Here is a 25061-nt window from a genome sequence, read left to right as displayed (position 1 = left end):
CTGCAGTCCGGTCATGAACCTTACTTATTCATCAGGCTTTTCCGATAGAACCAAACAGTTCCATCTTTGTCTTAACCGTCTCTTTGATCGCCTCAAAACCAGGTGCAAGAAGTTTACGCGGGTCAAATCCTTTGCCCTGCTGATCCTTACCAGCCTCGATATACTGGCGGGTTGCCTCTGCAAATGCCAGCTGGCACTCAGTATTTACATTAATCTTCGCTACACCTAAAGAAATGGCTTTCTTGATCATATCTTCCGGAATACCGGTACCACCGTGAAGAACCAGCGGCATATCGCCTACTTTTTCTTTTACGGCTGCCAGCGTCTCAAAGCTTAAGCCTGGCCAGTTTGCCGGATATTTGCCGTGGATATTGCCGATACCTGCTGCCAGCATATCAACTCCGAGGTCTGCAATCGCCTTACACTCGTTCGGATCTGCACATTCGCCCATGCCGATCACGCCGTCTTCCTCGCCGCCGATGGAACCAACCTCAGCCTCCAGGGAAATACCTTTCTCCGCGCAGACTTTGACTAATTCTTTGGTTTTCTCTACGTTCTCGGCGATCGGATAATGGGAGCCGTCAAACATGATGGAAGAAAACCCAGCATCGATACATTTGTAGCAGCCCTCGTAGGTGCCGTGATCCAGATGCAGCGCAACCGGAACCGTGATGTTCAGCTCTTCGATCATCGCTTTTACCATCGCAGATACTGTCTTAAAGCCAGTCATATACTTGCCTGCGCCCTCTGAAACGCCTAAGATAACCGGTGAGTTCTGCTCCTGTGCCGTCAGTAAAATCGCTTTGGTCCATTCAAGATTGTTGATGTTGAACTGACCAACCGCATATTTGCCATCTCTTGCCTTCTGAAGCATTTCCTTCGCACTAACTAACATATACAAACCTCCTCGTTGTCTCTTTTTGATCTAACCAGAGTCTATTATATACCATAATTCAGTATTTGCCTAGCCTGTCAAAAAAATAACAGGCAATTATTTTAATATTTTGTAACTTTTACTGTAAAATCTCCGAAACGGTCTTCTCCATCTCCTCCGGCTTGCACTGGCGGTTGTGACGGATCTCTGCCTTGCGGATCTCCTCGATCGCCTGCGGGATCTTCACGCCGGATGCTTTCTCCATCTCGTCGATAAGCTCGAACTCGCCCTTGCCTTCTTCGCTGCCGAAGATTGCCTCCATGACGCTGCGGGAGAATTTATATGGGCTTGCCGTCGATGCGATAACTGTCTTCTTGGTATCGCCTGTCTCCTTCACATAGTTATGGTATACGCAGGATGCAACGCCGGTATGCGTATCGATCATATAACCGGTCTCATCATAGAGACGCTTGATCTCGGCTGCATTTGCCGCCTGATCAGCATAACCGCCGACAAAATCTGCCATACGCGCACGCATCTCGTCGGTAACCGAATATTTGCCATCTTTCGAAAGCTCTTCCATGCGTTTCTTGGTCTCCTCCGCATCGCAGCCGGTGGAGAGATAAATCAGACGTTCCAGGTTGCTGGAAATCAGAATATCCATCGACGGAGAAGAGGTCAGGATGAATGGACGGTTCTTGTCATATACGCCTGTCTTAAAGAAGTCGTACAGAACTTTATTGTCATTGGACGCGCAGATCAGCTTGTCGATCGGCACACCCATCTGTTTTGCAAAATAAGCAGCTAAGATATTGCCGAAGTTTCCGGTCGGAACGGTTACATTGATCTTCTCACCGTTCTCGATCTCGCCGTTTTCAAGCAGCTTTGCATACGCATATACATAGTACACAACCTGTGGTACGAGACGACCGATGTTGATGGAGTTTGCGGAAGAGAGCTGATAGCCTCTGCCTGCTAATTCTTTGGCAAATTCTTTGTCACCAAAGATTTTCTTGACACCGCTCTGTGCATCATCAAAGTTTCCGGAAATACCGACAACGCTTGTGTTCGCGCCCTTCTGGGTCAGCATCTGCAGCTCCTGCACACGGCTGACGCCGTCCTTCGGGTAAAATACGATAATTCTGGTTCCCTCAACGTCTGCAAAACCAGCCATCGCTGCTTTTCCGGTATCGCCGGAGGTTGCGGTCAGGATCACGATCGTATTCTCCGCATGGTTCTTCTTCGCCGATACGGTCATCAGATGCGGCAGGATCGAGAGCGCCATATCCTTGAAGGCAATCGTGCTTCCGTGGAACAGCTCCAGATAATATGCTCCGTCTGCTTTGACAAGCGGCGCAATCTCTTCCGTATCAAACTTACTGTCGTAAGCGCGCTCGATACAGGTTTTCAGCTCTTCCTCTGTGAAATCAGTCAGAAACTGCTTCATAACTGCATAAGCTACTTCCTGATATGTTTTATGGGATAATTCTTCCAGGCTGCAATCTAACACCGGGATATGATCCGGCATGAACAGGCCGCCGTCTGCTGCCAGTCCCTTTAAGATCGCCATCGAAGCCGTTACGTTGTTTTCACCGCCACGGGTACTGCTGTAATTGATTGCCATGATTTTCATCCTCTCTTTTTATCTTTCCCCATCGTCCCCATCTTTGCAAAGGATGCCGGAGTCAAACTTTCTGCCATGTAAGTGTTCTGTGTGGTTTTGCAGTTCTCCCGCAAAGTTACGGGACCCCCTGCTCACTTTAGTTAAAAATTCTATCATACTTTATGGCACAGCGCAAGAAAAATTCCCCCTTAATACGTGATCTTCCAGCGCCCAAACAATCCCTTCTTAAAATGGGAAAACCGCCGTGAAGCACTCTCATTTCCCATCTCGATCGCCTTCTGGTAGCACTGTGCCGCCCGCTCGAGATCTTCCGGGGATTCATTTTTCCGTTCGTAGATAAATCCAAGCTCATAGAGTGCATATCCGTCACATTCCGTCTGTGCCGCCCGCTCAAAAAGCTCCTTCGCCTTATTTTCATCGGCGGTGCAGCCTTCTCCTTTCATATAGAGATAGCCTAACTTGGATGCAGACTGCAGGCTTCCGGCTTCTTCGCACCGGTTCAGCCACTCAAATGCTTTTGCATAATCGCGGTCTACTCCCTCTTCGCCCTGGAAATACAGGCATCCAAGAATCTCCATGCACTCTGGATTTCCCTGCGAAGCGCCTTTTTCGTACCAGGAAACCGCCTGCTTCATATCAATCTCGCCGTTCAGACCATCCCGATAGATATTTCCAAGCGCCAGACTTGCCTGTCCGTCCGTCTCGATCCCAGCTGCCTCCCGCAGAAGTTTTTCTGCCCGGACGGTGTCCTGCTCGTCGGACGGGCGCAGATACAGGCGGGCTAACGGAAGCGCCGCCTCTTTGATGCCTGCCGCATATGCTTTTCCATACCAGTAAAACGCTTTTTCATCATCGCGCTCCACCAGTTCATCCTGATAGAACAGATTTCCAAGTTCTTCAAAGCTCTCCGCCTCGTTCCGCGCCGCGGCTCCTTCCAGCGCCTGGACGGCCGCCTGGATATCGCGCTCTGTGCCCTGTCCGTTTAAGTACATCTGCCCCAGATACAGCATGGCGCGGGAAGACCCCTGCTTTGCCGCCGCATAGTCATATTGGAATGCAGCTTCCCAGTCTTCTTCCTGGCGATAATGTTCCCCCATCTGGAAGAGTCCCCAGACCTCCCCGCTGGCGGCGCACTGATTCGCCCAGCGAAGTGCCTCTTTTTCATCTTTTTCCCGGTATGTACCATTCTGGCAGCATTTTCCCATCTTAACCATCGCCGGGATAATGCCGCCGTCCGCCGCCCGTTCGTACCAGAAGAGGCACTGCTCACGGGCGCTCTCAGTCTGCGGCATATAATCGGCCAGATCTTCCCACTCAACTGCCTCGCCCATCTGCCACGCGGCATAGACATCGCCCATCTCAGCGGCATCCCGCACCTGACGGTAACTTTCCTCGATGGAATAACGTGCCGACCGCTTCATCTGTTCGTCATACTGACCGGCGCGCAGCGCTCCTAACACTGCCCGGGCACTTCCCGCCGAAGCCCCCCGCAGGTAACATTCATACGCTTTTTTCTCATTGAACCCGACAGCCCCGTCCCCCCAGCTGTAACAGTGTCCTAAAAAGAACCATGCTTCCGCATCGCCCGCATATGCCGCCTCTTCCAGCCAGGTAACTCCCTGGGCGTACATCGCATCGTTACACTGTTTCCAGATCTGGTCTGCACCTTTCTCACATAAGCCTGTCATCAGGATTGTCATATATCATTCATCCGCCTTCCACACGAAATTGTATCAATTAAAACTTTCTGCCTCCGCCGCCGTGCATCCTTCCGCTGCTGCCCTGATGTATGGTCGTCCTTCCAGCCGAACCGCCCGAAGCGCCCGGACCCGGATTTTTCGGAATCCGTCTGGTCACTACCGACCGGTTTACAAACTGCTCCTCATTTTGGACAAAATGCAGCGCACTGTCCGCCCGGTATGCCATATGGAAACCCAGCGACTGGCGGTGTTCTTTCTGCATCTTATACTGGCGCATCACCGAAAAGCACGGGAGTGCCGCCACGATCGCTGCCGCGACCGCCGCAAACAGCGCCTCATACCATTCCAGGGAATGTTTTTTCTCCTCGCGCACCTGCGTATACTGTCCCGCCGGAACGCCCATCTCCAGATAATTTTCGATGCTGTCGATCGCCCCCAACGCGCCTTCCGCATAGTTTCCATCCGCCACGCTGTCATATGCCGCATCCAGCACCTTCTCTACCCGCGCATCCGTCAGCACTTTCATCGCATACCCGGTGGTAGAAACGTATATCTCCCGGTTGTCCATATCGATCGAAAGCAGAATACCACTCGCATCGTCCCCGACGCCCAGTCCGTGGCTGTCGTAAAAATCATCGGCATAGCTTTCCGCCGATTCTCCCTGTGCGTCCTCGACTGTCAGTACCGCCAGATCGGCATCCTGTGAGTCACGCACCTCATCGATCCGTGTCTCCAGCTCCTGCACTTCTTCCGCGCTGAACAGCCCCGCCTCGTCGAAGACGCGCGTGCCTTCCGCCGCCCATATAGGGCTGACCTGTGAAAATGAAATAAATGCTGCAACAAAGAAGCATATAAAATCTTTCAGCCGTCCATATTTCTTCTTTTTCTGTGTGACTCCCGCATTTTGATTCTCTATCATATCAGGTATCCTCCCAGCAGCAAAAGTACAAACACAGGAATGAAAATCGTCAAAAACAGGCGCACCAGTTTTTTCGAATCAACCGGCAGGACGCCGCAGACCTTTCCATTTTCCCCATTCATCGCAAAATAGTACATCTGCCCGTTCTTCGGATCCGGGTAGGTCATCATCCACACCGGAAGCATGGCATAGTTCCATTTTTCCCCCGTGATGGTCTCCCGGTGGTTCCGGATATCCACATGATCGTAGCCGGAGACGCTATTTTGCAGGGATTCTCTCGTATACTGCTTGATCTCCTGCTCAATCTCCTGTGCAAATTCTTCCTTTTCCCGGTCGCGCCGCTCCGCCCTAAATCCCAGAAAATAGCCTGCCTGAAACGGGCGCAGCTTCTTCATATCAAACGGAAGCACGGTCTCGGCAAGGCTGCGGTCCGCCTGCTTTAACGCGTTGCGCGCCACATCCTTGATGGGAAGCTCCGCCTTTTTCTCCAGATGGTAACGGCTCGTCTCGATATACTCGATCTCCCCCGCCACCGTCACGCGTTTCCGCAGCGCCTCCGCCTGCATCTCACCGGATACCTGGCAGCTATACATCCAATATGGATAATAAATTCCTTCCAGATACTCCATCTGACGCGGCGAGTAGAAATCATCCGGCACATACTTTTTCTTCTGAATCCAGTTTTTAAAGATTTCTTTTGCCTTTTTCTTGTCGATCTCAAACGGAATCAGACCGTCCGGGCGGTATTTACCGTCCAGACTTCCCGAAAGAACCACCGGATTGTGACAGTAACAGCAGTACGTGGACGCTGTCGTCTCCTGTGCCACGATCTCCGCGCCGCAGCTCGGGCAGGTATAGAGAACCATCTTAGACTCCGCCTGCTTCTGGCTCTCTATCTTTTCCGCTTCCGGCATTCCCCCCGGCTTCGAAGCTTCCTCTGACTTTCTGGCTGCCTCTTCCATCTCTTTCAACGTCTCTTCCGTAAACGCTGAGAGGCAGTATTCACATTTAAATTTCTGCGTCTTCGGATCAAACACCAGTCCGCCGCCGCAGTTTGGACACTTATATGATTGTATCTCCATACGCCCTATGACCTCGGTTTTCCGCATTCGGAACAAAACTTACCTGTATTGACCGTTCCGCAGCTGCAGGTCCACGGACCGGCTGGTCTTGGCTTGCCGCACTCGGAGCAGAACTTTCCGTGGTTGACATTGCCGCACTCACAAGTCCAGGATTCTGCCGGGGCTGCCGCACTGCCCTGCGGCGCTGCGTTCTGTCCTGCCGGTTGTGCATAGCCGCCCTGTGGTGCTCCCGGCTGCTGTGCATAACCACCCTGCGGCGCTCCATTCGCCTGCCCCGGCGCATAGCCGCCCTGCGGTGCCGCATATCCCTGCCGCGCCGCCTGCTGCATCTGCATCTGCTGCAGGTTGGACGCCGATGCGGCGCCCATAAATCCGCCGCCGAAGTTCATGCCGGCGCCCATTCCCATGAAGCCTGCCATCGCACCGCTTCCGTTGGAACCGGCTGCCTCAAAGCCGCGTGCCATCGCGCCCTGCACATACCCCTCGCGCACCGACGGGTCGCCGAGCATCGCGCCCTGATTCCGCATATTGATGAGTTTCTGCGATTCTTCATCATAGGAAATGCTGGCGATACCGACTGACTGGATCTCCATGCCACGCAGACGGTTCCACTCCTCATCCAGCGTCTCCGCCATATAGCGTCCCAGTTCCCTGCCTTTGGAGGCTACAAAGGAAATCCGCACGCCATCCGCCGACATCTGGTTGATCGAGGTCTGCAGCGCTTCCAGAAACTCCGCTAAATACTGCTCATTGATGGAATCAATCTCCACCTGATCCTGATTTTTCGGAATAGCCTCCGCATAAAATTTCAGTGGATCCGTAATCTTGATGGAGTAAGTTCCATGTGCGCGCAGAAACAGCTCGGAATTATAGAATAAATCAAAATAGTTGATCGGCGTCCGTGTGCCGAACTTGATTCCCTTGATCTCCTGGAGATTAATATAGTAGACCTTCTGTGCATACGGCGTCTGTCCGCCATAACGCACACGGTTGAAGGATTCTTTCAGTGCATCGCCGAACTGTCCGTTAAACAGAGACGGCAGGGATGAATTCTGCACTGTATAATAACCCTCTTCCGCTGTATAATCAACGACCTTACCGCCGTCCACCAACATCATAAACTGATTCGGGTACACATGGATCACAGAACCATTGGACACCGTTTCCGGTGTTCTCTTCCGGTTCTCCCCGCGGCGTGTCTGCACACCCGCTGAAAATACGGTCTGTTCCCCCATATTTTCCGGTTCAATCACTTCCAGCCACTGATCTGCCAGCCCGCCGCCGACCGCGTGTGCCGCTGCTCTGATAATTCCCATACTCACTGCCTCCTTCTCCAAATTCATAGTTTCTCTGTTTTTCTGCTTTTTCTATCTATCGGTTATTATTCCCTTTATTTTTCCCATGCCGATTCCATTTTCCCGGCGTGATCGCCCAGACTGCTGCCGCGATCAGCACCATCGCCAGCATACACTGCAAAATCAGGCTGTACGCCGTCCAGTGTGCTGTGATCGCATTGTCTGGAAATACGCCAAACAGTGGCTCGAACCATTTTCTCATGTCGCCGCTTCCCGCCTGTCCGTTAATTACATTATAAAACGAGACAGCCGGATTGAAAAGAAAGAGATAGCGTAAAATGCCGGAACTTGCCATTTCCGATGCATTGAGATTAGATGCATACGAATCTGCCGCCCGGAGCGCCATCCGGTATGCAAACAGATTGACCGCCATCGTTCCCGCCGTCAGCGCCACCACCGTCACATAGGAGCAGACGGTCGATACCGTCGAGCGGCGCAGCACCGATGAATAAAAGATCCCGATACTGCCCGTTAAAATTGCCACAACGCCGTGGCACAGGAACAGCATCCCGATGTCCTGCAGCGTAACGCCCCCGTAGACAAATACGAGCGCCTGTACCGGAAGCGCCGAGACCGCCAGCACCAGCATCGTCACCAGCGAGGACGCCAGTTTTCCAAGCACCATGTCACGCGGCTCCATCGTGGTCGTCAGCATCAGTTCCAGCGTCTGGCGTTCCCGCTCGCCGCTGATACTGCTGGCAGTCAGCGCCGGCATGATGAAAAGCAGCATGATAAATTCGATCGAGGAGACGAACGTGTAGAGATCCAGAAACTGCGAATACTGGATCTCCGCCGTCGTCCTGACCTGCTCCGCCACCGAATACATATTAAACAGCGCCACCGCCGCCAGAATACTGTTAAAAACAAACAGAATCGCCATCATGCGGATGCTGCGGCTTCCAACTGTCATTTCCCTCCTAAATACCGGATTCCATCTCATGTTTCAGCACCGCCCTCTCTTCTTCATGTCCTGTGATCTGCATAAACAGTGATTCCAGGCTTCCCTTCTCGCGCATAAAGCTGCTGACCATCACATCCGCATCGATAAGCTGCTGCAAAAGCAGCGCCTCATCCTGCCGATCCCCCAAAAAGCCCAGCTTGATCTCATCCCCCTGCACCGCGATCGTCTGCACGCAAGGATGGCTTTTCAGGATCGCAAGCGCCTTTTCTTTCTGGCTGAAAATCGAGATCAGAAGCGGATTGGACGAGTTGATCCGCGCAAAAATCTGATCCATGCTGCCCTGCAGAACCGTTCTTCCCTGCTCAATGATGCCGATCGAGGTACAAAGCTCTGACAATTCCGATAAAATATGGGAGCTGACGAGCAGCGTTTTTCCCTGATCGCGCAGTTCTTTCAGAATCGCCGTATACTCCACCCGGGTGCGCGGATCCAGCCCGGAAGCCGGTTCATCCAGGATCAGAAGATCCGGATCGTGGATGAGCGCCCGCGACAGACAGAGGCGCTGCTTCATACCTCTCGAAAGCCCGTCCACGAAAAAGTCCTCTTTATCTTCCAGCCGCACCTGTTCCAGAAGCGTATGGCAGCGCGTCCGCGCCTGCAGCCCCGTAATTCCGTAGCAGGATGCAAAAAATTCCATATATTCCGATACTTTCAGGTTATCATATACTCCGAAGAAATCCGGCACATAGCCGATCCGCCGCCGGAGTTCTTTTCCGTCTGAGTAAACATCCAGTCCGCCGATCTCCACCTCGCCCTCATCGGGAACGAGGAGTCCCGCAAGAATCTTGAGCGTCGTCGTCTTGCCTGCCCCATTGGGACCCACGAATCCAAAGAGTTCCCCGTCCGCGACCTCCAGATTCAGCCCATCCAGCGCTTGAAAATTGCCATATCGTTTTCTGAGGTTTTTAATCGTCAGCATCACTCTCTCCTCCCTACGACATAGATTCTTGGAAGCTGGCTTTCCCAGCCATACTCTCCCGTCTGTTCCGGCACATATTTGACGGTCAATGTGTTCGACGGAGACAGGTACGGCGAAAGCTCCTTTGCCGAATACTCTGATTTCAGCTCGATCCGGTCATTACGCCCGGTCTCATAGTTATAGAAATACATGCTTCCGGAGAAGGATGACATATACGGATAGAGCGGATTTTCCGAAAATCGCGGTGACAGAGTCTCAAACGTAAGCTTTTCAATGACAAGGTCACTTCCCAGCGAATATTCGACCGTCGCAGCCTCCGCTGTTTCCCCGCTATACATTGTGTTGTACGCCGCCTCATAATTTCCGGCGAGCACCGTTGGATCTTCCTCAAGCGCCGAACGGTAAAGTTTTCCGTCTTTTTCACGGTTCAGCGGGATTGACTCGGTCACCATGCAAAATCCTTCCCGAAGTGTCCTCGCATCCGCCAGAAAATCTTCCTCTCCCTGGAGCTTCCGGGTTGAAAATGCCACCAGGCACGCCTCAGACGGATTGCGCCCCGCGCCGGAATCCAGATAAAAGCTCAAAAGTCTCGTCCGCTCCTGCGCCTTTAAATAGTCCGGATCCTCAATCTCCGCTTTCTCATACTGATCCGCCCCGGTCACCATCTGTGCTGCCGCATACGAATAGCTGACCGGATAATCGCAGCTCTCCTTTCCATCCAGAGAAACCGTCTGCCCAGGCTCTAATCTTCCCAGCAGCACCGCTTTCCCATTGATGAGCAGAGCCGCATTCTCCAGCGGTTCCTCAAAACAGTTTTTTACCGTTCCCGACACCACGCCGTCAAAATAGGAAATATTTCCCTGAACGCCCATCGCGTCCGTTTTCTCCAGCTCACGACGCAGGGTAAACAGATTCGGTGAAAATGCGACCGTATCCCGCATTTTAATTTCGACCCGTTCCGGCTGATAAACAAAGTTTGTATGATACTCTTCCTCACCGGTAAAGCGCACCGCCGAAACCGCATCGTAATAGTAACTGCGCGTCATCGGGCGCACCTCATAGCCCGGCTTTAAGCTCACTGAATACGGCTTGTTATAAGGGCTTCGGATGTTCATATAAGTGGCTTCTTCCGCCTCTTCTCCCGAGGTATCCAGAATCGACGCATACGTCACAAACGGCTCCCGGAAGCGTGTCTTTACGCCCAGCGCATAAATAATGCCGGTAAACAAAAACGCCCCCAGTGTCACCGCCGGCAGATAATACCGGTAAATTCCCCGCTTTTTTAAGTAGAAATAGATGCCCGGACCAATCAAAAGCAGGTAGACCACCACGATCGCCGTGTACGCCGCAACCTTCGGAAGCCGCCCCGCATTGCCGGTGTTGACCAGCCCCTGTACGCTGAAATACGAGCCCGAATAACCGTAGTAATCCTCCTGTGCCAGCTCGTCCACGGTATCACTTCCCAGCACCAGCGTATACAGCTTTTCAAATGAGGATGGATTGGTCAGACACAAATCGCTGATCGCATCCATCGAAAAGGCAGCTGCCACGATCCGCCCCCGTTTGCAGTTCGTATGGGATAACAGCGGGAACACTTCCCCCGCCAGCAGAGTGCTGCCGTTCTTCAGGTTCACATCGACGCATTCTGCCTGGATCTCCCCCGTCTGCTCGCCCGGTGCCGTCTCCCCGCCCAGACTGACCGGAACGGTTACCGCATCCAGATACGGCGGCTCCAGCACCTTCTCTGCAAACCTGCCATAATTTCTCGCACAATCCACACCGCCGCCAAAGAGGATCGTACCGCCGTCTTCCACCCAGCGCCGCAGCGCCTCATACTGGACATCGCTGAGCGAATCCAGGTCAAATCCAGACACAATTACCAGATCCAGCGGATCGTAACCCAGCCGGTCATCCGGTGCCTGCTCGGCATCCAGAAAAACCGCCCGCGTCCGAAGCGTCCCATATCGGATGCCCGCGCCGTCTAAATAAGAAAGTGCCTCCGGCGTATCCGTCAAAATTCCGATATAACTCTCCGCAACGTCCTCCTCAGAACCAAGTTTCAGACGTTTCCGGATGACCGTTTTCCCGTTTACATCCTGTACCGATACAAACATCTGATCCGCCCGCACACCCAGCGGGATATAATATTCTTGTTCAAACTTCTCCCCCGCTGCCAACGATAACGGATAGGAATACTGGTACGCCTCCAGACTGGACTGCGCGGTCAGAAACTCCAGCGTTCCCTCAAACGGCGCTGTATCATTATTCAGAAGGACCGTTACCCGAAGGTAACGGTCACTCTTTGCCGTATTGTCAAATCCATAGGAAACATCCATCGACAGCGGCGCATCTGCTTCCTTCTGTGAGGCATATGCGTACCCTGCAGGAAGGCAGAATAGTGCCATCCATCCGATCAATATCGCAAAAAAGAACTGTATTCCCCTCTTTTTCTGCATCCTTTCTCTCCCTATCTGTAACTGTTCACGCATACGTGCCCAGTAACGGAATTTGCCGTGGCTTCGCATTAAATACGGCAAATTCCTGCTGCCACCATGTTTTCTTACGGCACTTTCGGTTCCAAAAGTGCCTACCTGTGAACAGTAACCAAAAATCCATTAAAATGTCTATTAGATTCTTTCCCACACTCGCCTTTACGGCATCTGGAAATTTTCCCTGTTGATGTCAAAATTCGTCCGCAGGCGCACCGTAAACACCGTTCCATTCAGATCGCTCGTCACCTGAATCGTGCCGCCGTGCATATCGACGATATTTTTGGCGATCGCCAGACCTAACCCTGTGCCGCCCGTGTTGGTCGATCGCGACTGTTCCACGCGGTAGAATTTATTAAATAAAAGAGGCAGCTCGTCCGCCGGAATCACGTAACCGTAGTTCGTCACCGAGACAGTCACGACCTCTTCCTCCGCATGAATCTGCACCAGCACCCGTTTTCCGTCTGCACCGTATTTGATCGCGTTATTGATCAGGTTGTCAAAGAGGCGCGCCAGAAGATTTCCGTCTGCCGTGATAACCTTGCCCGGGACATTGCTCTGCAGCTCGTAGGAGAGGTTTTTGTCCTTGAAGCTCGGATAAAATTCCTCCAACAGCTGGCTGAGCAGTTTGACGATGTCCACCTTCGACACGTGCATTGCCACTTTTCCATAATTCATTTTGGTAAAACCAAACAAATCTTCGATCAGTTTTTCCAGACGTTTCGATTTTGCATAGGCAATATCAATATATTTTTTCTGCATTTCTGCAGGAATCTCCACCTTGCCGGACAGAAGTTCAAGATAGCCGATGATCGAGGTCAGCGGTGTCCGCAGATCGTGTGCCACATTGGTAATCAGCTCGTTCTTCGTGCGCTCCGCCTCGCGCTCCTTGTCCATCAGATTCCGGATATCCCCGACCATCTTATTTAAATTAACCGCCATCGCCGTAAACTCGTCATCGCCCCGCACCTCGATCGTCGTATTCAAATCGCCCTCGGAAATATTCTGAATCGCGGACGAGATCCGGCTGATATAGCGCATGGACCGCTCCTGAAGGGCAAAAAAAGTGACTGAGAAGATCGCGATGCCCGACAGAAGATAGACAAATGCCATCAGTGTCTCTGTCTCCGTCAGGCGCAGGAAAAAAGAATCCCGGTACCGCGTCTCCCGCAGATAGCTGCTGATCATCGAAACATTGGCAATCAGAAACACCTCCACCAGGCATGCCACCACGGTGCTGTAAACGATGTTCATGACCATCCGTGTCCGGAATCGGCGACTCATATCTTTTTTATTTTTCAATTTTGTATCCTACCCCCCAGACCGTTGTAATGATCTTGTTCTGTCGGGTGTCCTCCTTCATCTTGCCGCGAAGCCGTCTGATATGTACCATAACCGTGTTATTTGCCTCGTAGACTTTCTCATTCCACACCTTCTCAAAGATTTCATCGGTGCTGAAGACCCGCCCCGGATTGGATGCCAGCAGATACAGAATGTCAAATTCGATCGGCGTCAGCTTGATCTCCTCGCCGTACACCATCACTTTATGATTATCTTTGTTGATCGTGAGTCCTTTGATCGAGATCTCATTTTTAACCTGATTTCCTGCACCGCTCTGCGGATTTAACTGCGTATAGCGGCGAAGCTGTGATTTGACGCGCGCCGTCAGCTCCAGCGGGTTAAATGGTTTCGTCACGTAATCATCCGCGCCGGTTCCCAGTCCCAGAATCTTATCCAGATCCGCTGAGCGCGCGCTCAGCATGATGATCGGGATATTGTTCGTCTCCCGGATCTTGCGGCACATCTCCAGACCATCCATCCCCGGCATCATGATATCGAGAAGCACCAGATGAATCGTCTCCTTCTCCAGAATCTCCAATCCCTCTAACGCATTGGATGCTTTATATACTTTATAACCATCACTGACCAGATAAATCTCCACCAGATCGGCAATCTCTTTCTCATCATCCACCACCAGAACGTGTATTTCAGACATAAAAAAACCTCCCTCATATGTAATGCAGGTTCCCGGTATCTCTATGCGAAATACCAGACGAATATACCTGTTTCCAGTTTACCATATGGGGAGGATTTATGCTTTAAAAATTTATTACATTTTTGGAGAATTTTGCTTATCTGCGAACTGCAATTTCTTTATTGTTCCAGCGGAATAAACACCCTCATCGCCGCCGGGTCCTGCTTTTTTCCAGCTTCCTTCGCCGCCTGCACTGCCTCCGCACAGAAGGTATCCTGCGCGCAGACCGGCTCTTTGCCGCGGCGGTTGCGTTTAGCGTAGGTTCCATCCGGTCTCAGGTACTGCGCCTTGACATTGTCGGCAAGCTGTACCTCTAAGATGTGACAGATGCGTGCTTTCAGCTTCTCATCCTCAACCGGGAAGAGAATCTCCACACGACGGTCGAGGTTTCGCGGCATCCAGTCGGCACTTCCCATGAAAATCTGCGGTTCACCGTCGTTCTCGAAGTAGAAAATACGGCTGTGCTCAAGGAAATTTCCAACGATCGAGCAGACCGTTATATTCTCGCTTAATCCCGGAATCCCGGCGCGCAGACAGCAGATGCCGCGGACGATGAGCTGTATTTTTACCCCCGCATTGGACGCCTCGTAAAGACTCTCAATGATCTCACGGTCGCACAGGGAGTTCATCTTTGCCACGATCCGCGCTGGAATACCTTCGCGGGCGTTGCGCGTTTCCCGCTGGATCAGGCGCAGAAAACGTCCGCGCAGCCACAGCGGCGCCAGCGACAGCTTGTTCCAGCCAAGCGGCTCCGAATAACCCGACAGCATGTTAAAGACTGCAGTCGCATCCTCACCGATCAGCGGATCACAGGTTAAAAGACCGCAGTCGGTGTAAAGTTTTGCCGTCGAATCGTTGTAATTTCCAGTTCCCAGATGGACGTAGCGGCGGATGCCCTCTTCCTCGCGGCGCACTACCAGCGTGATCTTACTGTGTGTTTTCAGCCCCAGCAGACCGTAGATAACGTGGCAGCCGGCTTTTTCCAGCATCTTCGCCCAGAGAATATTGTTTTCCTCGTCAAAACGGGCTTTCAGCTCAACCAAGACCGACACCTGTTTTCCATTGTCCGCCGCTTCGGCGAGCGCCGCGATAATCGGGGAGTTGCCGCTGACACGGTAGAGTGTCTGCTTGATCGCCAGCACCTCCGGGTCGCGGGCAGCTTTCTTGATAAAATTGACGACCGGCTCAAAAGTCTCAAACGGGTGGGTCAGCAATATATCGCCTTTGCGGATATTGGCAAAAATATCATCCCCATTCATCAGCGCCGGAACCGGCTGCGGCGTGTACGGCGGTGTCTTAAATTCATCAAAGCCCGGCAGACCGAACACCTTCATGAGGACGGTCAGATCAAGCGGCCCGTCAATCTCATAGATCGCGTGCCCGCCAACGTGCAGCTCCTTTTTGAGGATGTCTAAGAGGCGCTTGTCCGCCTTTTTCTCGATATCCAGGCGAATAACCTCGCCCCACTGGCGTTTCTTGAGCTTCTGCTCGATCTCCTTGAGCAGATCCTCCGCCTCATCCTCGTCGATGCTCAGATCGGCATTTCGCATGACACGGAACGGATGGCAGCTGATAATATCATAATTTAAGAACAATTTGTCGATGTTCCGCTCGATGACTTCTTCCAGATAAATGATAGATTTGCCCTCCTGGCACGGCAGCTCCACCACGCGTGGAAGCCCGCCCGGCACGCAGACCATCGCAAATTCCAGCTCGCCGTCTCCCTTTTTCTTGCGGACCAGCGCGGCGATATTTAACGATTTATTGTGAATAAGCGGGAACGGGCGTGAGGAATCAACCGCCATCGGCGTGAGGACCGGATAGACCGATTCCTCAAAATACCGATCAACGTACACCGCTTCTTCCTTCGTAAGCTTCTCATGCTCGGTGACCACGCGCAGACCGTGCTGTTTTAAGAGCGGCAGGAGCATCCGGTTGTAGGTCCGGTACTGATTCTCGACCAGCTCATGCGTTTTTCCATCAATCGCATCCAGCTGTTCCTGTGCCGTCATACCCGCAATATCCCGCTTCGTATAATTGGCGTGAACCATGTCCTTGAGGGATGCCACGCGGACCATGAAAAACTCATCCAGGTTCGACGCCGTGATGCTTAAAAATTTCAGGCGTTCAAACAGTGGGGTCGTCTTATCGCGCGCCTCACCCAGAATCCGGTAGTTAAATTCCAGCCAGCTCAGTTCACGGTTTACATAATTTTCAGGTTCTCCGTATTTCAACACTGCATCCGACATCCTTATACCCCTCTTTTCTGCCTGAGTACAGGCCGTATTCCAAAGACTTCCTCAAAGAAATCTGCCTTCTGGTCAAATGAATACTGCTCCAGCACGATACTCTCCGGACAGTCCGTCGTAATCACCAGACTGCCGTTCCGCACAGCGATGTGGCTGTCGCTCAGCTTCTGGCGGTGGCTGCGGTCCATCGAATTGGCCAGACGCAAAATTGCCGTCAGCTTCGCAATCAGGATCGTCAGCTCTCTCCGGGAGGTTCCAAGCCCCGCATACTGGGACAGATCCGACTCCAGGATGACCTCATCGTAGGCATATTCCTGAATGTTGTAGCGCACGATATTGGCTACAACCTCGCGCTCCAGATGGGAAATTCCGATGATCTCCGTATCCATGATGATCTGGTACGAGCTTTCCGAGCCGCGCGTGATGCTGACAAACTTGCCGCAGTCATGCAGGGTCGCTGCGATCTTTAAAAGCAGGCGTTCCCGCGCTCCCAGACCATGGTATTTTTTCGTTGCATCAAAGATCATCTCCGCCGACCGCTCTACCTCGCGCACATGTGCGCCGTGGCAGCGGTAGCGCTTCGCCATCTGGCGCGCCGTTGAGAGAATATCTGCCTCAAAATCATGATGGAAGCGGACCAGACGGTTTTCCTGTGCGTACTCTGCTGCGATACCATCGCAGAGTGTCGTCCCCGGTGCCCAGATATAGGAAGCACCCGTCATGTCTAATATCTTCCGGTAGAGAATCGCACTTGGAATCAGCACTTCTGCGTAATCCTGCGGCAGCTCATAGCGCTCCTGAATCTCCTCCGAGGACATTCCAATCAGCTTCTCGCAGAACACGCCAAATTCCTTTGCCGTGAACCGCGCCCCGCCTTTTTCATGCATGCCTCGGCTGATCATATAGTTCATTGTCTCGCCGGTCGCAATCAGCGTCTCAATCTGATGCTCTTTTAAAAATATCTTCCGAAATGTGTATAATTCATTTTCTACCAGCTCATCGATGATCGCCGGGATCTTCCGGTAATCGACGCGCCAGTGTGCTGACATTTCACTTAAGCGCAGCACGCCGAGCAGAAGGTTCTGCGTCGATACCAGTACCTCCTCATCAAAGAGGGAGATCTGGGTGCTTCCGAATCCGACATCCATCAGCGCCGCGCCATTTTTCACGGTGCGCTGGAATTCTTCCTCCCTGGCTGCAACAGCTTTATAACTCTTAAAACGCAGCTCCGAGTTGTTCATCGTGCGGACCCGGAGTCCGGTACGCACCAGAATCCGGTCCAGTACCATCTGGCTGTTCCGCGCCTCCCGAAGCGCACTGCTCGCAAATGCCCGGTAATCCGATACCCGGTATGTTTTCATCACTTCCCGGAACTTATTCAGGACCTCGCACATTTCCTCCACGATCTCGTGGCTCAAACGTCCGTCATTGTACGTGTCTTTGCCAAGCGCCAGCGCATGGCGCACATGATCAATCTCGCGGATTCCGGCGGAAGCAGAAATCTCGAAAATTCCCAGCTCCAGTTCGAAGGAACCCACATCAATAGCGGCAAAGGTTTTAACGGTCATATTACTTGATCTCTCCTTTCAGCTTGCTGCGTAAGTTTGCAATAAACTGGGTGGCAGTACGTCCGGACAGCCCGCCGTGGCTTAACTCCCACTTGTTGGCTTCCAGAAGCAGATCTGCCTCCGGCATATGGATGTGGTATTTATCTGCCAGTACGCGGACGATGTTCTGGAACTCTTTCTTGTCCGGTGAGCCGTAGTAGATCGTGACGCCAAAACGCGCAACCAGGGACAGTTTTTCCTGCACCGTATCGTTGGAGTGCAGATCGTCGTCCAGCTCGCGCTTATCGCTGAATTTCTCGCGGATTAAGTGACGGCGGTTCGATGTCGCATAGATCAGGACATTCTGCGGCTTGATGCCGAGACCGCCTTCAATGATTGCTTTCAGATATTTATATTCCAGCTCATATTCCTCAAAGGAAAGATCGTCCATATAAATGATAAATTTGTAGTTGCGGTCTTTGATCTGCTCCAGGACATCTGACAGTCCGCGAAACTGGTGCTTGTACACCTCGATCATGCGGAGTCCGCGGTCATAATACTGATTTAAGATCGCCTTGATACTGGATGATTTACCAGTACCGCTGTCACCGAAAAGCAGGCAGTTGTTTGCCGCGCGCCCCTCGATAAATGCCTCGGTATTCTCAATCAGCTTGGCTTTCTGCAGCTCATAGCCGACCAGATCGCTCAGCTCGATATGTTCCACGCGCGTGATCGGCTCGATATCGACCTGCTTTGCCTCGTCATCCATGATAATATGGAATGCTTTGTTAAGACCAAACTTGCCGACACCAAATTCTTTATAAAATTCGGTCACGATATCCTGAAATTCCTGATCACTCTCCGCATTCTCCAGGGAAACCGATAATTCAACGATCCGGTCGCGGATGCGGTGGTTGAACGCCTTGCTGTTTTCCAGCGCATTTTCGTAATGCTTCATCTCCGACCAGATGCCGTTCTCAGCCTCGTCCAGACGGGCAATATCCAGGGAAAAAAGCTCTCTGACCTGTGCAAAATCGTGACGGGCAAGCTCGCTTAAGCTGCCGCCGACCGGTCCGATGATCTCGCAGGATGTGCTGTAGGCATTTTCATTGTTTGCCATGCAGAACGCCAGGAAACAATGCCACAGGTTTCCGCGGAATCCATAGGTCACTGCCAGATCGATGAGCTGACTCGCGCATGCATATGCATCCGGGCGTGCCTCGCCTTCCTCTGGTTTTAAGAGGCTGCACATATCGTCAAATAACTGCTGATACCGCAGGTTGCGGTATAAAATCATCGTATTTTTTCTTTTTTCTTCCATTATTCTGCCTTTCCGGTTACCATCACATTTTTTTACAGTACTTTCAGTCTCAAAAATGCCTGCCCGTGGACAGCAACCCATTCTGTCTTGTCCTAAGCTAAAGAGTCTAGTAATTTCCTAATATTTTTACATTTTTCGCTTCGCGCATGATTCCGTACAGTGCATTCTGCACACCGGCATCCTCCAGGTTTCCCTCGATGTCCACGAAGAAGCGGTACTGCCAACTCTCCTCCGGGATCGGACGGGACTCGATCATCCGCATATTGACATCATTGAAAATAAAATTGCCGAGCATACTGTACAGCGTACCGCTGCGGTGCGGCAGCTCGAAACAGAGGCTGATTTTCTCTGCACCCGCCTGATAGACGCGATCCTTCGCCAGAATCAGGAAACGGGTCGTATTGTCCGGACAGTTGTTGATCGGACCTGCCAGCTTTTTGAGCCTGTAAATCTCACCTGCCACCTCACCTGCGACTGCCGCCAGTGACGGATCTTTCTCATCGCGTACCTTCTGTGCCGCCACAGCATTATTTTCCATGCTGAGCTGCTGCCAGTCGTGCTGGTTTAAGAAGTCGCTGCTCTGCATCAACGCCTGCGGATGGGCAAAAACACGCTTCACATCGGAAAGTTCCGCGTCCGGTGTGCCAAGCAGGTAGTGATGTACCGGCAGAAATGTCTCCGCCACGATCACATTGTCGTATTTTAAAAGCAGATCATAGTTGTCCGTCACGGCACCGGCGGAAGAATTTTCAATCGGAAGCACCGCAAAATCGGCTTTTCCCTCCTGAATCTCCACCATCATATCCTCAAACCGGCGTACATGATGGATATCCGCGTCTTTTCCAAAGAACTGCAGCGCCGCCGCATGACCGTAAGCGCCCTCTAATCCCTGGAACACCACGCGTTTTCCGGCGGTTTCAAGCTTCTCCACCTTATGAAAGCCCAGATCCGGACCGCCGACGCGCCCTGCGATCGTCTGATACTGATACCGGCGGCTCAGCGTCATCATCTGCAAAAACAGCTCGGCAACCGCCTGCTTGTTAAACTCGCCCTCTGCCATCGCCTGAACTGACTCGATCTTCTGTTTCTCACGCTCGGCATCGTAAACCGCCTTTCCGGTCGCGATCTTATACTCTGCCACCTCGCTGCAAAGGCGCATTCTCTCCTCAAATAACTTTTCTATCTGGGTGTCAATCTGGTCCAGACGCCCTCTTATCTCCAGCAAATCCATCTCTTAGTTGTTCTCCTTTTCCATCTCTGAAAGCATCCCTGCGATCTTTTCTCTCGTATATGCGCCGACAAACTTCCGGTTCTCCGGATCCAGCTCTTTCACGATAAACGGCTCGCCGAACTCAATCACGACATGGCTTGGACAAATAAGCGGAATATGCTTCTCAAAGACCTCCGCTGTTCCCTTGATCGCCACTGGAACAACCGGACAGCCAGATTTCTCTGCAATCTTCAAGCTTCCCTCTTTAAATGGAAGTAGATCTGAAAGCTGTTCATTTTTATTGCGGGTTCCCTCCGGAAAAATCCAGACAGAAACGCCGCGGCGCACCTTCTCGATCCCCGCCAGAATCGTTTTTAAACCTTCTTTTATATTATTCCGATCTAAAAACAGACAGTTGACATTGAGCATCCATTTTGACAAGAGCGGAATCTTCTCCATCTCTTTCTTTGCCACAAATCCCATCAGTCCCGGAACCGTCGTATAGCCAACCAGGATATCAAAATAGCTCCGGTGGTTTCCCACATAGAGCACCGGGCGATCCTGCGGAATATTTTCATATCCGCGCACCTCTACCGTCACACCTGCCATTTTGAGCAGTTTTTCAAAAATATTACGCACCATCTGGGTGCTTTCTTCCTCCACTGCGACCGGATCTACCTGTCCCTGTTTATCCATACGGTGCAATGTGCCGATGGAACCAACAAGGAAACTGACGATCGTTCCTACTATCTTTATCGCGCGAAACATACTGATACCTCTCTTTTCTCTTGTATCTGTCCGAAACCGTCTGGTTTTTATCCTGCTATTTTCATTTCCAGACAGACAGCTTTACTGTCTCATTATATAGAAAGAAGCAGGGTTTTACAAGACTTTCCTTGTAAGACATCCTGCCTCTGTTACTGTTCACGCATACGTGCCCAGTATCGGAATTTGCCGTGGCTTCGCATTTAAATACGGCAAATTCCTGCTGCCACCACGTTTTCTTACGGCACTTTCGGTTCCAAAAGTGCCTACCTGTGAACAGTAACCTGCCTCTCTATTTTTTATGGATTCACAATCTCCGTCTTTCCGCTGATCAGCGCTTCCACCTCGATTCCACCTATCTCGCACAAGATTCCCTCATAGCTTTCCAGTGTATCACTGTAATACACGCTGTAGATAGACACATCCTCAGAAATCTCTCCATCCAGATAGTTTTCCAGCGGATTTTCTCCCAGATCCCGGAAAGAACCACCCAGATCCATCATCAGCTCCCAGCTTTCCGGATGAATGTCCTGCTCATCCAAATCATGTAGGTACATCCAGAGCGCCATGCATAGAATCCTCGCCTCGGCTTTCGCCCGCACTTCCTTCGCTTTCTGTACCTGTCCGGACATGATCGGGATCGAAACTGCAACGAGAATCGACACAATCCCGGTCACGATCAGCAGTTCTGCCAGCGTAAAGCCTGACCGTGCCCTAGCGGAACTGGTTCTTTTCTCTGTCATAGGTATATCCCACCGCCTGCAGCTTCTTCTCAAGCTCCGACCGTTCTGTATCAAACGCACTGCATAATTCATCTAAATCCGGGTAAAAATCTCTGAGCTGTGTGTTCACAAAGCTCAGGCACATAATCGGATCGTTCGGTATTTTTCCTGCCATCTTTTTCCCTTTCTGTCCTTTTATTCATACTCAAACGTAACCGTCACATAGTAACCGCGGTCATTTTCCTCGATCGCCTTTACCACGCCGTGATCGGCGGGAATCCGGTCATTCAGCTTAAAAAGCCCCGACATCGCCACCGCCGGTTCAATCATATAATTGACATTAAACGGCGTCACCGACTCCGTCACCTCTACTGTCTGTCCGACTTCTACCAGTCCCGGACGTTCCATTTTAAATACAACATCTCTTGTCACGCCGTTTTCCCTCTTCTTTCTGGTCTGATCCCCGATTCTGGCTGCCGGCATATCCTCACGCCGTGCCTCTGATTTCAAAATTTTTTTTTACATGAACCATAACCGCCAGCTTACCAGTTTTCTAGTATACGGCACTTTTTTCCTTTTATCAACTGCGCCCACATAACCTACCGTTCATTTTTTTCACGCGCCATCCGCCGCAGCTGCCGAAATCCAAGCCATGCCAGTAAAAGCAGCAGCAGACTTATACTGATCGTCAGTCCGTAGTGAATCCACCGTCTCCAGAACGGAAGCGGGAGGTTTTCCACCGGCGCAGTCTCTGTTTCCACCAGAGTTCCCGGATCCGCTTCTATTTCTGTCATCTCTTCCACCTCCGGTTCCGCTTTTTCATACTCCATCCGCCTCCGGTAACGCTCATATGCCGGAAGTCTGACCGTCCCCCCGTACACTGCCCGGCAGTCCCATACGCGGCGTTTTGCCTGTACCGCCGCATTGCGGCACCAGATGCCAGCCTCATCCTGATAAGCATCTCCCTCCCAGCTTGCCGACTCAATCTGCACCTCATCCTCCGATAGCCCTGCACTTGCAATCAGTTCTTCCCTGCACGCCTCCAACGGCGGTACTTTTTCATCATGCATCACGACAGTTCCACCCAGCCGGTATGTGTCCGCCCCGTATTCGTGAAATACGACCGAAATCTCAAATCCATCTTGCCAGTGTTCGTTCTCATAAGAGGTTCTTTTCAGATCCAGCATAACCGATACGGTCTTCCGGCTCTCCCGATCCTCCACCTCCATCGGCGCTCTCGCCGGGATCTCCTGTTCCCGCGTCACGGATGGATAGACCATCTCCCCCGAAACCTCCCGCGTTCTGCCGCGCACCGGCACCGCCTCTATCTCTGTCCCCACAAGCCGGTAGGTAATTTCCCCCTCTTCCAGATATTCTTCCGGCGCTTCTGGTATCTCAGCCTCTTTCAAATAGGAAGAAGAATAACGGATCCGCCGTTCTCCCGCCTTATCTTCCTGTGCGTAAGCCTGTCCGCCGGTGCCCTGCAGGCACAGCAGCACAAATGTCAGCACTGCCAGCCTCCCGCCATATCTTCTGTCTTCTCTTTTCCCCATACATTCTCCCTTTCTGCCATTCCCCGGCAAATGTCTCCTGCCAGCCGAACCGCATTCTTTCGTAAGCACGTTCTAAATTTCCGTACTCCTCTCTCAACCTTCTCCATCCTTTCTAAAATTGTTATTGTTCACGCATACGTGCCCCGTAACGGAATTTGCCGTGGCTTCGCATTAAATGAACCGTAACCTGAAATTTTCTGTGCTGAGTTTAAATCAGCATAAAATACCGCATCACACACAAATATCATTCAAGATATAAGATGCCATGTTTTCTAAATGCCGATATGATACTTATATTCAGCATCACGAAATCATATGACTGTTTTTTTGTTTCATAGGACGCAGTTTCCCCTGAAACAAAAAATGCATTATGAAATTTCATAAATACCCGGATATTTCTGTGAATCACAGATGCCCTCCCTGCGGGCAGAATCATCGAATGCCGTCCGGAACCGGACTTTGAACTGCATCGTACCTTTATTATAGTCTGCCCTATCTCAAAATACAATTTATAAATCGCTCTCGCGGCATTTTCTACAAAAACACCTTTTTATCCAGCATTTACTTATAAGTGTTATATAAAAAATCGAATACGAGTTTCTGTTTGGTACGGCAAAATGACTTGACTGAACAGCAGATTTTAGGTATACTTGCATATAGGTACATTTTACAAAATAAGAGCGGAGGAAATTAAACTATGAAGTGTCTTATCATTGACAAAGTATACGCTGGTATTGCTGAAGAACTCAGCAAATACATGGAAGTTAAAACTGCAGAGAATCTGCCGTCCACCAAGGATCAGTTATTAGCTGAAATCGGTGACGTAGACGTTCTGATCATGCGTGTAGATCCGAAGATCGATCAGGAGATCATCGACGCTGCTAAGAACCTGAAGGTTATCGGCGTTTGCTCCGTTGGTCTGAACCACATTGATATGGACTATGCAAAATCCAAAGGAATCCAGATCTTCAACGCACCGGGCTTAAACGCTAACGCAGTTGCAGAGCTGACCATTTCCAAGATGTTAGATATCTCCCGTGGTACTTTCACAGCTAACTACGATGTAAAAGTAAAACACGAGTGGAACAAATATAAATTCGAAGGTCGTGAGCTTCGCGGCAAGACTCTGGGTGTTATGGGCTTCGGTCGTATCGGTAAGAGAGTCGGCGAACTTGGTCGTGCATTTGGTATGACTGTCGTTGCTTACGATCCATTCCTGAAACCGGAAGATTTCGAGAAAGAGCATGCAACTGGCATGTCCGTAGACGAGATGTTAAAGGTAGCTGATTTCGTATCTATCCACGTACCGCTGACACCAGAGACAAAGGATCTGTTCAACGCTAAGTCCATCGCTGAGATGAAGGATGATGCAGTTGTTCTGAACATGAGCCGTGGTGGTATCGTAAACGAGAAAGACATGTACGAGGCTCTGAAAGCTGGCAAGATCGGCGGCTACGCAGCAGACGTTATGGAGAACGAGCTGGCTGGCAGCGGTCTGACAGGTGATGATACATTCGCAAGCCCGCTGTTCGAGTGCGACAACTTCATCGTTTCCCCGCACATCGGCGCTCAGTCCGTAGATGCTTCCAGAGACATCGGACTTCACATCATTTCCAAGGTAAAAGAGGCTCTTTCCCTGTAATCAGGAAACCAGTCTTATACTCATATAGGAAATCCTGCGGAAATCGTTCTGCAGAAACTGCATAAAGACAGGAACCGGATGATACTCTCGCCGG

At 51.4% G+C, this 25061-nt stretch carries 21 protein-coding genes; 1 reads left to right on the top strand and 20 read right to left on the bottom strand.

All coding sequences use genetic code 11. The features are described 5' to 3' along the window. Positions 1-31: 31 nt before the first annotated feature. From fba to DW739_RS11110, 20 genes are all read right to left on the bottom strand, one after another. A complete protein-coding gene (fba, locus tag DW739_RS11205) occupies positions 32-895 on the bottom strand; it encodes a class II fructose-1,6-bisphosphate aldolase (protein WP_022360285.1) in 864 nt (287 codons plus the stop codon). Between the two features lie 118 nt (positions 896-1013). Then, entirely contained in the window at positions 1014-2498 is a 1485-nt protein-coding gene (thrC, locus tag DW739_RS11200) for a threonine synthase (protein ID WP_118472626.1), read from the bottom strand. Between the two features lie 188 nt (positions 2499-2686). Then, complete coding sequence (locus tag DW739_RS11195) at positions 2687-4198, bottom strand: SEL1-like repeat protein (protein WP_243023768.1); 1512 nt, start codon at positions 4196-4198, stop codon at positions 2687-2689. Between the two features lie 37 nt (positions 4199-4235). Further along, positions 4236-5117 carry a TPM domain-containing protein gene (locus tag DW739_RS11190; protein WP_118743073.1) on the bottom strand — a complete coding sequence of 294 codons (882 nt, stop codon included), beginning with the start codon at positions 5115-5117 and terminating at the stop codon, positions 4236-4238. Further along, positions 5114-6199: an ATP-binding protein gene (locus DW739_RS11185; RefSeq protein WP_107001436.1), complete on the bottom strand. Its 1086-nt coding sequence runs from the start codon at positions 6197-6199 to the stop codon at positions 5114-5116. The genes DW739_RS11190 and DW739_RS11185 overlap by 4 nt, the downstream gene beginning before the upstream one ends. 5 nt (positions 6200-6204) lie before the next feature. Continuing rightward, positions 6205-7515 (bottom strand): SPFH domain-containing protein, encoded by a 1311-nt coding sequence (locus DW739_RS11180; protein ID WP_118481937.1) that lies wholly within the window; start codon positions 7513-7515, stop codon positions 6205-6207. A 55-nt stretch (positions 7516-7570) separates the two neighbouring features. After that, positions 7571-8464 carry an ABC transporter permease subunit gene (locus DW739_RS11175; RefSeq protein WP_243023767.1) on the bottom strand — a complete coding sequence of 298 codons (894 nt, stop codon included), beginning with the start codon at positions 8462-8464 and terminating at the stop codon, positions 7571-7573. A gap of 7 nt (positions 8465-8471) precedes the next feature. Then, entirely contained in the window at positions 8472-9434 is a 963-nt protein-coding gene (locus DW739_RS11170; protein ID WP_118570288.1) for an ABC transporter ATP-binding protein, read from the bottom strand. Beyond that, positions 9434-11890 (bottom strand): hypothetical protein, encoded by a 2457-nt coding sequence (locus DW739_RS11165; protein WP_118652020.1) that lies wholly within the window; start codon positions 11888-11890, stop codon positions 9434-9436. The genes DW739_RS11170 and DW739_RS11165 overlap by 1 nt, the downstream gene beginning before the upstream one ends. 195 nt (positions 11891-12085) lie before the next feature. Beyond that, positions 12086-13225, bottom strand: coding sequence for a HAMP domain-containing sensor histidine kinase (locus DW739_RS11160; RefSeq protein ID WP_333490916.1), 1140 nt, complete (start codon positions 13223-13225; stop codon positions 12086-12088). Further along, entirely contained in the window at positions 13215-13919 is a 705-nt protein-coding gene (locus DW739_RS11155; protein ID WP_118492379.1) for a response regulator transcription factor, read from the bottom strand. Before DW739_RS11155 ends, DW739_RS11160 begins: the two co-directional genes overlap by 11 nt. Positions 13920-14077: 158 nt before the next feature. Further along, positions 14078-16207, bottom strand: a complete 2130-nt coding sequence (locus DW739_RS11150) for an RNA degradosome polyphosphate kinase (RefSeq protein ID WP_118652024.1) — start codon at positions 16205-16207, stop codon at positions 14078-14080. Between the two features lie 2 nt (positions 16208-16209). Then, on the bottom strand, positions 16210-17775 hold the full coding sequence (locus DW739_RS11145) for an HD domain-containing protein (RefSeq protein ID WP_118743072.1): 1566 nt from the start codon (positions 17773-17775) through the stop codon (positions 16210-16212). 1 nt (position 17776) lies between these two features. Beyond that, on the bottom strand, positions 17777-19075 hold the full coding sequence (locus DW739_RS11140) for an ATP-binding protein (RefSeq protein ID WP_182427984.1): 1299 nt from the start codon (positions 19073-19075) through the stop codon (positions 17777-17779). A gap of 106 nt (positions 19076-19181) precedes the next feature. Continuing rightward, positions 19182-20306 (bottom strand): bifunctional chorismate mutase/prephenate dehydratase, encoded by a 1125-nt coding sequence (locus DW739_RS11135; RefSeq protein ID WP_118652026.1) that lies wholly within the window; start codon positions 20304-20306, stop codon positions 19182-19184. A 3-nt stretch (positions 20307-20309) separates the two neighbouring features. Then, a complete protein-coding gene (locus tag DW739_RS11130; protein WP_118538551.1) occupies positions 20310-21053 on the bottom strand; it encodes a lysophospholipid acyltransferase family protein in 744 nt (247 codons plus the stop codon). Between the two features lie 296 nt (positions 21054-21349). Continuing rightward, the gene (locus DW739_RS11125) at positions 21350-21793 is read right to left on the bottom strand and encodes a type II secretion system protein (protein ID WP_182427983.1); all 444 of its coding nucleotides are present in this window, start codon (positions 21791-21793) and stop codon (positions 21350-21352) included. Next, positions 21765-21947, bottom strand: a complete 183-nt coding sequence (locus tag DW739_RS11120) for a DUF4250 domain-containing protein (RefSeq protein ID WP_022360303.1) — start codon at positions 21945-21947, stop codon at positions 21765-21767. The genes DW739_RS11125 and DW739_RS11120 overlap by 29 nt, the downstream gene beginning before the upstream one ends. Positions 21948-21967: 20 nt before the next feature. Beyond that, a complete protein-coding gene (locus DW739_RS11115; protein WP_243098996.1) occupies positions 21968-22255 on the bottom strand; it encodes a hypothetical protein in 288 nt (95 codons plus the stop codon). A 116-nt stretch (positions 22256-22371) separates the two neighbouring features. Next, positions 22372-23325, bottom strand: a complete 954-nt coding sequence (locus tag DW739_RS11110; protein WP_118743071.1) for a hypothetical protein — start codon at positions 23323-23325, stop codon at positions 22372-22374. A gap of 697 nt (positions 23326-24022) precedes the next feature. On the opposite strand from DW739_RS11110, the gene DW739_RS11105 reads away from it, so the two are divergent. Further along, entirely contained in the window at positions 24023-24967 is a 945-nt protein-coding gene (locus DW739_RS11105; protein ID WP_022360306.1) for a D-2-hydroxyacid dehydrogenase, read from the top strand. Positions 24968-25061 lie beyond the last annotated feature (94 nt).

The organism is Clostridium sp. AM28-20LB (genome assembly GCF_003480665.1).
GTDB lineage: Bacteria > Bacillota > Clostridia > Lachnospirales > Lachnospiraceae > Otoolea > Otoolea fessa.
Note: the sequence above shows the minus strand (reverse complement) of the source record. Positions and strands in the feature narration are given on the sequence as shown.